Origin of the sequence: Streptococcus infantis (genome assembly GCF_047463655.1) — a bacterium.
Classification (GTDB): domain Bacteria; phylum Bacillota; class Bacilli; order Lactobacillales; family Streptococcaceae; genus Streptococcus; species Streptococcus infantis_Z.
On the sequence record NZ_JASHDM010000007.1, the window covers coordinates 1 to 15986 of the forward strand.

Annotated in this window: 10 protein-coding genes and 1 pseudogene; all 11 read right to left on the bottom strand. The window is 40.9% G+C overall.

The window, feature by feature from the left end; genetic code table 11:
- Positions 1-5638: Rib/alpha-like domain-containing protein (locus QM877_RS06460; protein WP_414317915.1), on the bottom strand; the 5638-nt coding region annotated here is incomplete at its 3' end.
- Between the two features lie 1072 nt (positions 5639-6710).
- Positions 6711-7376 (bottom strand): annotated as a pseudogene (locus QM877_RS06465) (DNA alkylation repair protein).
- Positions 7377-8009: a response regulator gene (locus QM877_RS06470; RefSeq protein ID WP_414317916.1), complete on the bottom strand. Its 633-nt coding sequence runs from the start codon at positions 8007-8009 to the stop codon at positions 7377-7379.
- 11 nt (positions 8010-8020) lie between these two features.
- Positions 8021-9019, bottom strand: coding sequence for a sensor histidine kinase (locus tag QM877_RS06475; RefSeq protein WP_414317917.1), 999 nt, complete (start codon positions 9017-9019; stop codon positions 8021-8023).
- Entirely contained in the window at positions 9016-9714 is a 699-nt protein-coding gene (liaF, locus tag QM877_RS06480; RefSeq protein WP_414317918.1) for a cell wall-active antibiotics response protein LiaF, read from the bottom strand. Before liaF ends, QM877_RS06475 begins: the two co-directional genes overlap by 4 nt.
- A 94-nt stretch (positions 9715-9808) precedes the next feature.
- Positions 9809-10810, bottom strand: a complete 1002-nt coding sequence (gene fni / locus QM877_RS06485) for a type 2 isopentenyl-diphosphate Delta-isomerase (protein ID WP_414317919.1) — start codon at positions 10808-10810, stop codon at positions 9809-9811.
- Positions 10788-11801, bottom strand: a complete 1014-nt coding sequence (locus QM877_RS06490; protein ID WP_414317920.1) for a phosphomevalonate kinase — start codon at positions 11799-11801, stop codon at positions 10788-10790. Before QM877_RS06490 ends, fni begins: the two co-directional genes overlap by 23 nt.
- A complete protein-coding gene (gene mvaD, locus QM877_RS06495) occupies positions 11788-12741 on the bottom strand; it encodes a diphosphomevalonate decarboxylase (protein WP_414317921.1) in 954 nt (317 codons plus the stop codon). The genes QM877_RS06490 and mvaD overlap by 14 nt, the downstream gene beginning before the upstream one ends.
- Positions 12723-13601 carry a mevalonate kinase gene (gene mvk, locus QM877_RS06500; protein WP_414276719.1) on the bottom strand — a complete coding sequence of 293 codons (879 nt, stop codon included), beginning with the start codon at positions 13599-13601 and terminating at the stop codon, positions 12723-12725. The genes mvaD and mvk overlap by 19 nt, the downstream gene beginning before the upstream one ends.
- Before the next feature lie 209 nt (positions 13602-13810).
- The gene (locus tag QM877_RS06505) at positions 13811-14500 is read right to left on the bottom strand and encodes a response regulator transcription factor (RefSeq protein WP_414317922.1); all 690 of its coding nucleotides are present in this window, start codon (positions 14498-14500) and stop codon (positions 13811-13813) included.
- Between the two features lie 11 nt (positions 14501-14511).
- The gene (gene gndA / locus QM877_RS06510; protein ID WP_414315370.1) at positions 14512-15936 is read right to left on the bottom strand and encodes an NADP-dependent phosphogluconate dehydrogenase; all 1425 of its coding nucleotides are present in this window, start codon (positions 15934-15936) and stop codon (positions 14512-14514) included.
- Between the last annotated feature and the right edge of the window lie 50 nt (positions 15937-15986).

Genomic DNA, 15986 nt, shown 5'->3' on the forward strand with positions numbered 1-15986 from the left:
GATCTTTCGCTACTGGAGTGTTCTTATCTGCATCTGTAGCTGGTGCACTTGGATCTTTTACAGTTACTTTAACTGGAACTTCTTCCTTAGAACCATCTGGGTATGTTACAACTGCTGTCGCAGGTTTTTCACCTGGTGTAGTTGTATCTACTGGTGTCTTGAACTCTACTGTTGTACCCTTAGGAAGATCCTTGAGGTTGTCAATTGAATCTTCTGCTTTTGGTTTTTCACCTGGTTTAACAGTTTGATCTTTCGCTACTGGAGTGTTCTTATCTGCATCTGTAGCTGGTGCACTTGGTGTTTGAGTTACAAATTCTGACAATGGTTTTGTATCTGTTGAACCATCTGTATATGTTACGACAAGATTTCCTTTGTCATCTTTTGTGACTGATTTAATCTTAGTCTCAGCATCTTTAGCATCTACAGTTTTACCTTTTTTGTCTGCGAAGTTAGCATCATCATTAGTTTGAGCATACTCAATTTGTAGTTTTTCTTTGATTTTAGCTAAGTCGTCGTTTGTTACGTTAGTTGGATCTGCTACTTCAACTTTGTCAGTTGGAGTTGCTATATCGTATTTAGATGTTTGATTTTTGACGATGAATTGAACATATCCTGGTGTCTGAGTTGCATTTGGATTTTTATCTAATGCTCTAAAATCAGTAGTTGATGCTGCATCATTGTTGTCATTAGAAACAACAAAACTTGTCCATTTCTGACCAGCTGGTAGATTTGTAACACCAGTCATCTTGATAGTAGCTGTTTTCTTATCATCAGAGACTGATCCTTCGCCAGTTACCGCACCATTCTCAACTTTACCTGTTGTAAATCCATATTTATTCGCGTTATTCCATGAAACATCTCCAGGTCCACGTAGGTAAAGATCTTTAACTTCTTTTTCATCAGAACCTTTGAATGTTAAATCAGTGTTTTCACCTGTATAAACATAGATTTGTTTCTTATCTTGATTTGAGTATGGAAGTTCTACTGTTGGAGCTACGTTTACAAATTCTGACAATGATTTCTTATCTTGAGAACCATCTGCATAGGTTACTACAAGATTTCCATCAGCATCTTTGTCGATTGATTTAATCTTAGCATCTTTATCAGCTACAGCTGTACCTTTTTTGTCTGCTAAGTTAGCATCATCATTCGTTTTAGAATACTCAAGTTGTACTTTTTCTTTGATTTTAGCTAACTCAGCGTCTGTTACGTTAGCTGGGTCTGCTACAGTAACTTTTTCGCTTGGAGTAGCAATGTCATATTTTTGCGTTTGTGCCTTAAGCATGACACGGAATGCACCTGGGTCAGTTGCAGTTGAGCTACCCACAGCTTTATTCTCAATCAGTGCACCATCTGTATCCGTTGCAGTTGCATAACGCCAGCCTAGAACCATACCTTTTGGATTTTCACCTTTAGTCGCTGCTTCTAAGTCTCCTGGTTTCAAACCATCTGTCGCTGCTGGAGTACCTGAGTATGTAATAACTGCTGGTGCATCTGCTGTTGCTGGAGTTTCAGCATTGATAACATTTGCTTTAAATCCATATTGAGTGTTGATGGTATTCTCTTCACCTGCAACAGAATCAAACGCTTTGTTACCACCTTGTTTTACAGTAGCACTTGCAATTTTTCCGCTATCATCTTTGAATTTGATATCGAATGAGTTTGCTTCTCCACCATATACATAAACTTCTTTAGTATCTTTATTAGAGTAAGGGATCTCTACTGTTGGTGCTACATTTACAAATTTTGATAATGGTTCCTTATCTTGAGAACCATCTTTATAGGTTACAACAAGATTCCCATCTGCATCTTTTTCGATTGATTTAATCTTAGCATCTTTATCAGCTACAGCTGTACCTTTTTTGTCTGCTAAGTTCGCATCATCGTTGTTTTGAGAGTACTCAAGTTGGACTTTTTCTTTGATTTTAGCTAGCTCAGCTTCGGTCACGTTAGCTGGATCTGCTACAGTAACTTTTTCGGTCGGAGTTGCAATGTCATATTTTTGAGTTTGTGCCTTAAGCATGACACGGAATGCACCTGGGTCAGTTGCAGTTGAGCTACCCACAGCTTTATTCTCAATCAGTGCACCATCTGTATCCGTTGCAGTTGCATAACGCCAGCCTAGAACCATACCTTTTGGATTTTCACCTTTAGTCGCTGCTTCTAAGTCTCCTGGTTTCAAACCATCTGTCGCTGCTGGAGTACCTGAGTATGTAATAACTGCTGGTGCATCTGCTGTTGCTGGAGTTTCAGCATTGATAACATTTGCTTTAAATCCATATTGAGTATTGATGGTATTCTCTTCACCTGCAACAGAATCAAACGCTTTGTTACCACCTTGTTTTACAGTAGCACTTGCAATTTTTCCGCTATCATCTTTGAATTTGATATCGAATGAGTTTGCTTCTCCACCATATACATAAACTTCTTTAGTATCTTTATTAGAGTAAGGGATCTCTACTGTTGGTGCTACGTTGTCACGTGCAGGATTTGTTGGGTGAACGAGGTAGGCTGCTGCAATCTTATCTGTTGACTTATCAGGATAAGTGATGGTAAGGTTCCCTTTGTCATCTACACTGTATGTCGCATTTGCTGGAAGACTTGGATTAGCAGTTTTAACTGAGTCGATGATCTTGGTCTTTTCATCTTCACTAACCTTGTTAGGATCTGCAACATCTACTTGTGTACCTGCAACTGGTTCATATTTCTTAGCTGACTCAAGAACAGTAACTTTAAGAGAGCGTGTTACAGTGACGTTTTTCTTACTCTTAACAGCGAAAGTAACAACTGTATCACCTGCTTTTTGTGTCTCAGCAACAGTACCCTTATATGCAGCATCACGTTGTGTATAGGTTTTGCCACCAGCTGTCGTCAAGAAAGCACCTACTGGAAGTACTCCTTCAACAGCAGTTGGATTTTCAGGAACCCAGAATTTTTCGATAGCTGTAGAGGCAGCCGTAACACCAACGTTAACTGGATCTCCTGGGTAGACTGTGATGTGTGAATTGTTAACGCGAAGTTGAGTGTTATCACTACCTCTTGAAACACCACCACCTTCATTAGTCAATGGTGATTTTGTAACTGTAATCGGTGCACTCTTAGCTGACTCTGTTCCACCTGCTGGTGTTGTAGTAGCTGTAATCTCACCTTCTGGAAGGCTGTTTGTAGGGTGAACAGTTGCTACACCTTGGTCGTTAGCTACAGCTTCACCGATCACAACGTCATCTTTGTAAAGTTTAACAGTTGAACCTGCTGGTGCTTTAACTGTTACATCAGCTGGAGTACTTGCTTTACCTGCCAAATCGTTGACAATTTCTGGACCACTAGTTGTTGGTGTTTCTGGTTGTGGTTGTGGTTCTGGTTGTGGTTGTGGTGTTTCTGGTGTTTTGTTTTCGACAACTACAGTAACTTCAACCTCGTTTGACTCTTTACCTTGGCTATCAACAGCTTTATACTTAACTGTATAAGTGCCTGGCGTATTTGTATCAACTGTCTTAGTTGTTGCATTACCATTTACTGAAACAACTTCAGCATGGACCTTATTACCTAGGGTTGCTTGGGCATCATCTTCTTTATCTGCTACGGTCACAAGAGATGCAAGGTTAAGTTGAGCACCTTGAGCAACAGTTTTTTTGTTTCCTTCAACTGCTGATGCAATAGTTGGAGCTTGGTTTTCTACTCCACGAGGTTCCCAACCAGCAACACTTGAGAATCCACCCTCTACCACGTTTGAAATAGCTGATACTTCTGTACCTGCAATCTTATCAGCCATGGTAAGGATGATTGTATCTTGGAACTTACCGTTCTCAACTCTTTTAACAGTTGCTGCTTCTGGTTTTTTTGATGTCCATGCAGATGAGGCATTGTCACGTTTGACTGGAATCTCAACAGTCTCTCCAGCAGTATTTGTATAGCGCATGTAGGCAATTCCTGCATCATGAGGAACCTTAAGAGTAACCTCTTTTTGTCCTGCTACAACTGCAGCTTGGTTAGTCGTCAAGCTTGAAGGTTCAACAGTTGTTACACCAACAGATACTGGTACAGTACGGCGGCTACTTTCTTCACCGTTAACTACTTGGCTTACCTCTACTGTTTGACGTGGTTTGATAGTTGTACCATCACCTTGGTTGTTGTTAAGAGCTGTTGGAAGCTCACCTGTTGTCCAGTTACCACTATTATCAACAGTGACATTGCCGATGTTTTGCTCTTTACCATCGATATAAAGCTTGATAGTTGCACCTGGAACCCCTGTTCCTGAAAGAGTGCTTGAAGTTGAAGCTACTGTCGGAACAAGAACATTGACAGAGGTGTTGGTCAAGTTTGGAGTCACCTTTGGTGCATCAACCTGACTAACCAGTTGCTTGTCATACTGACCTGAAATCGCATACCAGTTGTTTCGTGGTAAGCCTGTTTTAGATTCAACTCCAGCAATATAAGAAATGGTCTGTGATGGGTCTTCAACTACAGTACGGTACTTAATAGTAACCATGCGCGCCTTAGTGCTGTTAGCATAACTAAGGACATAAACCTTTTTAGTGTTGTCCATGACACCGCTAAGACCATTTACGTTGTTGTAGTCTCTCCCAACGGTATTCTTGACACGCCATTCAAGCTTATTTCCAGCATCGATAAACTGCTGACCTTCTGCAGACGACGAACCACCTGGTGTAATATTTCCATCCACCCAGCCATCGCGGGGGCCGTAAGCGCCGTTGTTATATTCTGTCACAACTTTATAAGGATCAGATACATTTTTAGGGATTGTAAAGTAGTAGTATCCTCCCATCAGATCGTACTGAGCCTCGTTAAAGGTTACCGTCCACTCCAAGACTGGACGACCTTGACCAGATGGGTCTGTAGCCACTGTTTTTCCATCGACTACCTCATAGTCTCCCAGCTGTCTGTACTCGATCTTAGCACGTTGAGTTGGAACACCATCGTTTACTGTAGGAGTTCTGTCTTTATAAACGTACTTGATGTCTTTCGCTTCCGAAGAGCGATCTTGAGCACGTTCTTGTCCTGCAGCTCGACGGCTTCTTGACTTAGGTTGAGTGGCTGAAGTTTCTGCTTCCGTTGCTTCAGCTTTAGCCTCTGTTGCTTCAGCTTTAGCCTCTGTTGCTACTGTTGCTGCTTTTTCTTCTTTGGCAGCAAGCTGAGCTACTGCATCTTTGAGACTAGCGACCGCTACATCCACTTGGTCTTGGCTAGCTTCTGCATTTGCCAAAACATTTTGTGCTTGTTCAAGGGCTGTGTTCAAGCGAGAAAGAGAGTCTTCTGTCTTGCCTGCTTTGTCCAAGCCTTTTACTTCTTCGACCAATTGGGTCAAAGCTTCTTTGTTAGCTGTTTTTGCTGAAGTGGCTTCTGAACTTGTAGGATTTTCAGCAACCACTGGTGAAGTTGTTGATACCTCCACTGCTGGTGCCTTATACGTTCCTACTTCGTCACTAGAGCTTGCTTCAGCAGCTGAGTTGGCAGTTTTAGTCTCTACCTCCCCAGTATCAGCTGTGTCGGCCTTAACCGTTGGAGCTACCAAGGCTGCACCAACTGCAAAGACAAGCGAACAACCAAATAAGAAATGTTTTCCTTTTTTGATCATTCGCCAGTTCTTCTGCTCTGCATTTTTACGATTAAAATACATTACATTATCTCCTTTTTTTAAAATAACTGCATGTCTTTTACATACAGTTCAATTATACATCTCTTTTAGAAAATAGTCAATTAAAACAGCTTTTGAACTTTCAAGTATTTTATAAACCAAAAACTACATATATAATGTCTTTTATCACTTAATATAGTTATCTAAAAATTCAGTAAAATAAGATTCTACACACATAGTTTTCTTCACTGGACCTTTTAAGACACAAAATTTCAAAAAAACAGAAAATTTACACTAAGTTTTCAGAATGAAAGAAAAAATATATGAATGGAGTTTTTATCAAAGAACATGAGTAACCCTAAATTTTCTTGAATCTTTTACTACTCAAAAAATCAACCTACACTTTTGATTGACAGACCACTTAAGAAAGATGCTAGTCCAAGTATATATTTTTAATTTACCAGTCAATCAATGAATCTTCTTATGTTCTAAGAAGCTAAGGAAAGAGTTTTTAATAAATCCTATACTATAGGTGATCGCACACTGAAAATTTCTGCTCTTTTTGATTTTATAGGCTCAAAATGGTGTTTTCTTGTAAAAACAATCGATGGCACCGAAGGATGCCATCGATTACACCTGCGAGAGTCAAATATAGTAGATTGAACCTAGAATAGTACGCTACGGATTCTAGAACACTTCTAGAAATATTTTTTAGCAGTCGTAGTGTACTGTTCTAGATTCAATTCACTATAAAAGGACTTATACTCTTCAAAAATCTCTTCAAACCACGTCAGCTTCACCTTGCCGTATATATGTTACTGACTTCGTCAGTTCTATCCACAACCTCAAAACAGTGTTTTGAGCTGACTTCGTCAGTTCTATCTGCAACCTCAAAGCAGTGCTTTGAGCAACCTGCGGCTAGCTTCCTAGTTTGCTCTTTGATTTTCATTGAGTATTAGTCCTCTAACTTACTGGTCTAAATCATTTGTCTCTTGTTGCAGTCTGAAGAACAGCGCTAGGTTTATTTGACAGACATCTTTCTCGAGATGATACTCTCTTAACAAGTTCTACTAGCTACCGCCTATTATGGTTCTTTCTGGTCAGACATGAGTTTTTAGGAATGCTTGAGATACTTGCTTGCTTCTTTGATACTAAGTTCAGCCATTCTTTCCTTGTTTTTTTCGATGAAACTTGCTACCCATTCTGGATTGGTCTTAGAGTAGTCTCTTAGAGCCCAGCCGATGGCTTTATTGATAAAAAATTCTGTCTGGTCCAGATTGTTTAGTAGGATTTTTTCCATCAGTCGGACATTCGTTTTTTCTTTTCTTAACAACTGGTGATCAATAGCGACTCGTCTCAGCCAGATATTGTCTGATAGGCTCCATTGGAGGATGATTTCTCCCAATTCCGACTTGTCATATACCAAACTCCCTACTACTCGATCTAGAATATCTATCGTGTCCCACCAGGATTTTGTCACGATTAACTACTCTAGCTTAGGCAAATCGGTGTCCTTTAGATAAGACTGCATGTTTTTCAAATAATTGGCAGCCACATACTGGTATTCTCTTGGCTCCTTTTTCCAGCAAGTGTCCACAAAATCCCAATCGATGATCTTTGTTTTTTTCTCACTTGGAAAGTATTTTCTATAGAGCGCATTTCTTTCAGGTGCCGCAATACCTAGAAAGGAAAATTGCTGGCGCATATAGGCTTCCATAGGCCCTGCCTTTTTCGGATCTTTTGCCGCTTCTAGCTCCACAAGTAAATCTGCTAAACTCATCTAAAAATCCTCCTGCCCTACCAAGTGATGCTGAAAGGCATAGACTGCTGCCTGAGTGCGGTCACTAACCTGAAGCTTTGATAAAATGTTGGAGACGTGGGTTTTAACTGTCTTAAGGGAAATGAACAATTCATCGGCGATACGCTGATTTTCATAGCCCTTGGCAATCAGTTGAAGGACATCCCGTTCACGCGCAGTCAAATCCTCATGAAGTTCCATATGATTACGGTGGTATTCTACCTTCTGACTCACCTCTTGTTCGATAGCTAGCTCTCCAACTGCCACCTTTTGAACAGCATGGAACAATTCATCTGCACTTGATGTCTTGAGCATATAACCCCTAGCCCCAGCATTTAAGACTGGCATGATTTTTTCATTGTCTAGATAAGAAGACACAATCAAAATTTTAGCCTCTGGCCATTCTTTGAGAATAGCAAGTGTTGCATCAATCCCATTGACTTCAGGCATGACAATATCCATGACAATCACATCTGGACGAAGCTCCAAGGCCATGGAAATTCCTTCTGCACCATTGGTTGCTTCTCCTACAACCTCTACATCATCTTGTAATTCAAAATAGCTTTTCAAACCAAGACGCACCATTTGGTGGTCATCTACCAATAATAGTTTCATCTTACTTCCTCTTATCTATCCAAATCAAGCAAGGGAATGCGGATATCCACTGCCAAACCTTGCTTGGGAGCTGTTAATAATTGTATAGTCCCAGCCATATCTTCCACTCGTTCTTTGATATTTCGCAGACCATAGCTCAGTTCATCAACATCATCCAGCTGAAAACCACGACCATTGTCTGCAACCTTCAACTGTAATTCCGTTTCCGTTTGATAAAGGTAAACATCTAGACAGGAAGCTTGTGCATGACGAAGTGTATTACTAATCAATTCTTGTACAATTCGGAAGACATGCTCCTCAATCTTTTTAGGTAATGCAGTTACCTGATATTTAAAGCTTACCTTCAGCTCACTTTTTTCTTCTAGCTCTTTGAGGAGTAGCTGAATACCCTCCACCAAGCTTTTTTGTTCCAGTTCAATTGGTCGTAGATGCAAAAGAAGAATGCGCAAGTCTCTTTGAGCTGTCTCCAAAATGGCAGTCACACTTTGGAGTTGTGTTTGCATCTTCTCTCTGTCTAATTTGGAAGCTTGTTGACTGAGTCCCGATAAAATCATATGGGCGGCAAAAATTTCTTGGCTGACCGTATCATGCAAGTCACGCGCGATTCGCTTGCGCTCCTTTTCAACAATTTCTTCTTCTTTGACCAAGGCCTGATTGTCTGCTTTTTGAATAGCTTCTGTCAACAAACCGAGCTTTCCTGACAAATTTCTAAAACTTGCGTCTAGGTCAGCATCTCCCAGACTTTCAATATCTTTGCCTGCTAGGAGACGTTTGAGATTTGCTTGGATTCTTCTCTTTGAAATTTCGTCAACCATTGTCCAGAATAGGACTAATAAAAAGGCTAGGGCAAGACTAAACATCAGGGCTAGAAAAAGGACTTTTTCTGTCTTTTCTAGATCCTGAAAAAGAGAAGTCCAATCCAAATCCAAGATCTTAAAAATGCTTCGAAATAGAAAAGCAACAAAGAGAAATGAGGTGAGACCAATTAAAATATAGGGTTGTTTTTTCATCCTCTCACCACCTCAACATCTCCAACCATGGTTGTCAAAAGTACCTTAACACTCTTAGGACTCTTGAGATAATCTCTGGTTTCTTGATGAAATTGCTCATTACGTAAAGCACGTTTAGGTTGGTCAAAAAAGGTTAAGTCTCCATACAGAGAATTGACACTAAGGCTGACTTCTACATCCACTGGTACAATGATTCTAGTCGTACCGACCAGTTTTCTCAAGATGATGACATTATCATGATTGCTCAAAATCACGTGCTCTAGATGAATGGTGTCTTTCCCCATGAGGCGAAAGAGATTGATATCATCAAAACGACAAGTCTGGTAACTCGAAAAATGGTGGAGATTCCCAAACCAGCGATTTTTCTCCCTCTTCACCGTCACTACTTCTTCAAAAAACAGATTGGTGTCTTCTCTTTCCTGATTCATCATAGGGTAAAGTAGGAACAGACTGTATATCAAGGCCACAAAGATGGCTAAAATGACAAAGGGATTGAGCATGATGATAAAGAAAAATAAGATGCTCACCGCCACTAAAATAAAGTTATTTCCCTGTTTTCCAGTATAATATCGAATCAGAAGTAAAAACAAGAGCAAAATAAGTAGAAAACGGGAAAAATGCTCTGATACCATCATAATCAGAGCTCCTGTTAATAAACAAGCTTCAATAAATAGAAAAATTTGAAATTTTCGCATGTAACCGTCCTCTCTATTTTATTGTATCACAAAACCAAAAAGTCACATCAGTCTGAGGAATGATAAAAAGACCGGGACCAAAATCCCGACCTCCTTATAGTTGATCTTTTGCTTCTTTTAATTTTCCATACAGGAGATAGTCGACCTCTTGCAAATCCTCAATTTTTGAACAATTAAGGGCACACATAATCAAGCGTAGGTCTTCCTTCCAACTTTCAACAATAGCGATAACGACATCCACTGGGTAGTTTTCAACTAATTCTAACATGGTACGTGATAGACCAACTGCCTTGGCTCCAAAGACCAGGCATTTGATGATGTCTAGTGGATTGCGCACCCCTCCACTTACCAAAAGCTCCATCTTATCTTTCCAGTCTTGGGCATTGATAAGAGCCTGCATGGTTGATTGACCCCAATCATTGAGGTAGTCCCGTTGACCGCTACGACGATTTTCGATATAGGCAAAGCTAGTTCCCCCGCGGCCAGACAAATCAACTGTACGTATTCCTATCTCGTATGCCTTAGCAATGGTCTTCACATCCATGCCAAAGCCGACTTCTTTTAAAACAAGAGGAACTGAGATTTGATCAGCATAATCTTTCAAATTGTTTTGCCACAATCTAAATTGACGTTCACCTTCTGGCATGAGCAATTCCTGCATAACATTAACATGGACTTGCAATAGAAGGGGATTCATCTCTTGGACCGTTTGTAATCCTAGTTCTACAGGTTTGTCCAAGCCAATATTGGTTCCAAGAAGTAGGTCAGGATGATTTGACTTCACAGCAAAAGAATCATCTGATGGATCCTTAAGTGCCGCACTGTAGGAACCCGTCACAAATAAAATTCCACAGGCCTCTGCCACCTGAGCCAATTTTTGATTGATTTCTCTGCCCTTATCACTACCGCCTGTCATGGCATTTATATAAAAAGGAAAGTCCCATTTGCGCCCTGCAAATTCTGTCGAAAGATCAATCTCATCTATGTCGTATAAGGGTAGTGAGGAGTGGATTAACTCCACCTCATCAAAACTATTATAAGAACTTTTTTGTTCAAGGGCATAGCGGATGTGCTCATCCTTCCGATTCGTCGTCATGTCCTATCCTTTCTTGATACAAGAGCTCAATCCCTAGATCAGCCCAGCGTTTTTTCAGTAATGTGGTCGAATCTTGGTCAAAACTGAGGGCTATCCCACAGTCTCCACCACCAGCACCACTACTTTTTGCAACAGCTTTTAAGTCTCGGCTGGCATCTTTTAATTGTCTGAGCGAAGGTGTGTAAATATCTGAACTCAAGCCTTCTAAAAGTTGGCTGGCTTGTTCTAGCAAGTCAATAATGGTTTCTTCTTGATCTGTCTCCAAAGCCTTTACCAAGTTAGCTACAGTTTCTTTTGAAGCCAGCAAGAAGCTCGCGTTCATATTATTCTTGATTTGCTTGACCATGTGACTAGATACAGCTACTTCCTTGGTCCAACCCACCAAAAAATCAAATTTCAAGGCTGGTTCAACACTAGAAATAGAAAAGCCCCAATCACGTGCCAATACAGTTGGCAAGTCTTCCTTTTCTAGCCATTGTGCCACTTTCTCACGGTCAAACGACTGATAGAGAACTAGATCTTCTGAAACGATACAAGCAATGTCACCCATGGAGCCATTGTCCCCACGTTTGAGAAGGACTGCACTAGCCAGTTTAAACAAGAGTTCTCTGTCGGCTGTCCTTTCATAAAAAGCAAGTATGGCCTTGATAACCAAAACAACCACACTACCACTAGATCCCAGACCAAACTTCTTGCCCTCACGCTCCATTTTCCCACGAATGTCTAGGGAAAAAGGACGCAAGTCAACTCCTTGGGCAGTCAAATACTCCTCCACCAAAGCTACTGTTTCTTGAATCAAGGCATAAGAAGAATCCGGTCGTATGTCCACACTATAGGTAAACATATCTGAGTAGAGTCGATAAACTCCCGAAAACTCAATCTCAGCCGTCATATAGATGGGAATAGCCTTTATTAGCGCCAACTGCCCTGGTTCTAAAATGGCATACTCCCCAGCCCAATAGAGCTTCCCACAAGTCTTAACAATCGTCATCTTGGCTCAAATCCTTTGTTTTTGAAACGATTAAGCGATAACGTTGACCTAATATTTCTGATAGATGTTCCAAGTCTTTTTCTAAACAAAGAACCTTTACATTGGGCCCCGCATCCATAGTAAAGTAGCAGGATTCTCCTTGTTCTCTAAGCTGACGAACGAAATCCATAGCCTCATAACTAGCATCTGTCAGATATGAGAAGGATGGAGTTGCTGTCTTTGTCGTCGCATGCATAGCGAGAGCATTTTTCTCTGTTAATTCCCCAACTTTCTTAAAGTCATTTTCCTTGAGGTAGACCAGCATATCCTTGTAGTCTTGTTCAGACTGACGAATCCACTCATCAAAAGTCGTAGAAGTTTCGACACAGAGTTTCATACCATCCCGACTAGAGATTGGTTTTTTCTGGTCTTCTAAAACCAACATAATCATAGCTAGCTTCAAGTCAGTTTCGACAGGATAGATTTCTCCACTATCCTTGTCCCAAGCTGCTAAGGGGCCATAAAAACTACGAGATGAAGAACCCGATGCAAATTTAGCTTCTAAGGCCAACTCTTTACGATCTAATCCTAATTGGAAATAGGCATTACAGGCTTTGACCAGGGCAGATAAGCCACTGGAACTTGAAGAAAGACCTGCCGCTGTTGGCATATTGTTCTTGGTATCGATACGAACAAAACCTGCTCCTTCAGGACGGTAGCGGTCAATGATTTTACTCATTTTGACATGCTCAGCTTCGTTTTGCAACTGACCATTGATGTAGAAAGCATCCGAGCTTGCATCTGCTGGTAAAGGTGAAAGTGTCGTCTCCGTATACATATTTTCTAAGGTTAGAGAGATACTGCTAGTCGCAGGAACCATCTCTTTTTCTGCTTTCTTACCCCAATATTTGATAATAGCAATATTGGCATAGGAACGTACTGTTACAGGCTTTCGATCCATGTCTGAACAGCTCCTTTCTCTTCTAATCTTTCTGCTAGTTCTTGCGCTTGGCTGACATTAGCAACCAAGGCGATAATGCAGCCTCCTAGACCACCACCACTCATCTTGGCACCTAGAGCACCATGTTCAAGGGCAGTTTCAACCAAGGCATCTGCCTCAGGGCTACTAACTCCGATTTCTTTTAGATTTCCATGAGCTTTGGTTAGAATTTCTCCCAACTTCACGGCATCTTTTGTTTTTATTGCTTCTTCTGCTTCTTGGGTCAACTCTCCTAGCGCATGCAAGAAAGGTAAGGCATCCTTGCCCTTACTCTGCACGACCTGGATAGCTTCACGAGTATGTCCATAAACTCCAGTATCTGCAATGACCAGATAAGCTGACAAATCCATGACTAATTCTTCAAAACCAACATTCTTGATAAAACGGATAGGTTGGTCACTAAGACAGGTCTTAGCATCCAATCCGCTAGGATTCATATGGGCAATCATCTCCGCCCGATTGACCAAAATTTCTAATACATCATGCGGAAGTTCCGCTTGGTAATAATCAAATATCGCTCGAATGGCTGCAATGCTAATGGCTGCTGAAGACCCCATTCCCCGCTTTTCCGGAATAGCCGAGGCAATTTGACAACGGATGCAAGCATCTTTGATATTTAGATACTCGAGAGAAGCATACACAGCCATAGACAAGGTGTCCTCTTCAAAAAGACGCCATGGTGTTGCTGCTGGGACTACCCGACAAGTCACCTCTACCTCTAGAAGAGGCAAAGAGATGGCTGGATAGCCATAAACCACTGCATGCTCTCCTATTAAAATAATTTTACTATGTGCCTGACCGACACCAACTTCTTTTGTCATTTAATCCTACTATCAGATGAAAATCATCTGTTTCTAGATAAAATTTTAGAACTTTATTCCTTTCTATTTTATTATATTTTCACAAAAAAAGCGATTGTTTCCTTTCAGTTTCACAAAGCGAGGGATATATTTATGATTTTAATTAAGAAAAATGATTGTCCTTGTTTAGATAGATATTAAAAAAGCAGTTACAAGACTGCAACTGCTTTTTATTCCTGCATGGTATAACCAACACCACGCACGGTTTTAATGTAGCTCTTTTGACCTTTTACATCAAGTTTGCTACGTAAATAACGGATATAAACATCCACAATATTGGTTTCGGTCGCACTTTCATACTTCCAAACACTTTCCAGCAACTGCTCACGAGTTAAGACCTTCTTGCTTCCCATAAGGGTTGCTAAAAGGTCATATTCACGACGTGTCAGAGCAATCATCTCCTCGCCACGATAGACGGTATGATGTTCTACATCCATACGCAGATTTCGATAGGATGTAGGAACCTTCATTTGACTACAGTGTTGGTCTATAAAATCCCGACCTCGGAAAATTGCTGCAATACGAGCCACCAAATCATCAATAATGACTGGCTTGTAGATGTATGAAACAGCGAAACGCTGGATTGTTTCAAGTTGGTCTTGCAATTCTTCTCGATGGTCCAAGACCATGATTACCGAAGCTGGCTTGGTCCGACTCAAGTTATCCGCAAAATCCTGGGCTGTCATATCCCCTAGATGAGCATTCAGTAAAATCAAGTCATAGTCAGTCTGAAGAGCCATGGAGAGGGCTTTTTGTCCCTCTTCTACCTGATCAACTCGGTATTGCTCTTTTTGGAGTTCCAGACTTAAAAAATGAGCTAGATTTCTTTCTTTCTCAAGTAATAAAATCCGTTTCCCCATGGCTGACCTACTTATTTTTCGTCATACCAAGAGTAGTGGAATGTTCCTTCTTTGTCTTTACGTTGGTAAGTGTGGGCACCAAAGTAGTCACGTTGCGCTTGGATCAAATTAGCTGGAAGGTCAGCTGAACGGTAGCTATCATAGTAAGTAATAGCTGCTGAGAAGGTTGGCACTGGTACACCAGCTTGAACAGCAAGAGCTACGATATCACGAACTGATTGTTGGTACTTAGCTGTTACATCCAAGAAGTACTCATCCAAAAGAAGGTTAGCAAGATCTGCATCACGGTTGTAAGCATCAGTAATCTTTTGCAAGAAACGAGAACGGATGATACATCCATCGCGCCAGATAGATGCGATATCTGCAAATGGCAAGTTCCAGTTATTTTCTTTAGAAGCTACACGCAATTGCGCAAAACCTTGTGCGTAAGAGATGATTTTTGAGAAGTAAAGGGCTTGACGGATTTTTTCAATCAACTCAGCCTTGTCGCCTTCAAATTTGAAAGCAGCTGGTTTTGGAAGAACCTTGCTAGCATGTACACGTTCTTCTTTGTAAGTTGAGATGTAACGGGCAAATACTGACTCAGTGATGAGTGACAATGGCACACCAAGATCAAGAGCTGATTGGCTAGTCCATTTACCAGTTCCCTTGTTTCCTGCAGCATCCAAGATATAGTCTACGATTGGTCCATCTTGACCTTCATCGTCTTTGCGTCCAAGGATGTCAGCAGTGATTTCGATCAAGTAGCTGTCCAATTCACCCTTGTTCCACTCAGTAAAGATTTCAGCCATGTCTTCTGCAGAAAGACCAAGCAAGTGTTGCATAAGATCGTAGCTTTCTGCGATCAATTGCATGTCACCGTACTCAATCCCATTGTGGACCATTTTTACATAGTGACCAGCTCCATCAGGACCGATGTAAGTTACACATGGTTTTCCATCTTCTGGTGCTTTAGCAGAGATTTCTTCAAGAACATCTGCTACCAAGTCATAAGCTTCTTTTTGTCCACCAGGCATGATAGATGGTCCTTCAAGGGCACCTTTTTCACCACCAGAAACACCTGTACCGATAAAGTTGATACCTGAGTTCGCCAATTCTTCATTACGACGGATAGTATCTTTGTAGAAAGTATTCCCTCCATCAATCAAGATATCACCTTTATCCAAGTGTGGAAGAAGGGCTTGGATGGTCGCATCTGTACCAGGTCCTGCTTGAACCATAAGCATGATACGACGTGGTTTTTCAATTGAGTTTACGAAGCTTTCGATATCATAGCTTGGCACGAAGTTTTTATCAGGATGGCAAGCAATTACATCTTCAGTTTTTTCTTTACTACGGTTATAAATAGCAACTGTATAACCACGAGATTCAATATTAAGGGCAAGGTTACGACCCATTACGGCCATACCAACAACACCAAAGTTAGCTTTTGTCATGTGACACTCCTCTTGTTTAATATGTTTTATTTTATCATGTTTATCTGTGA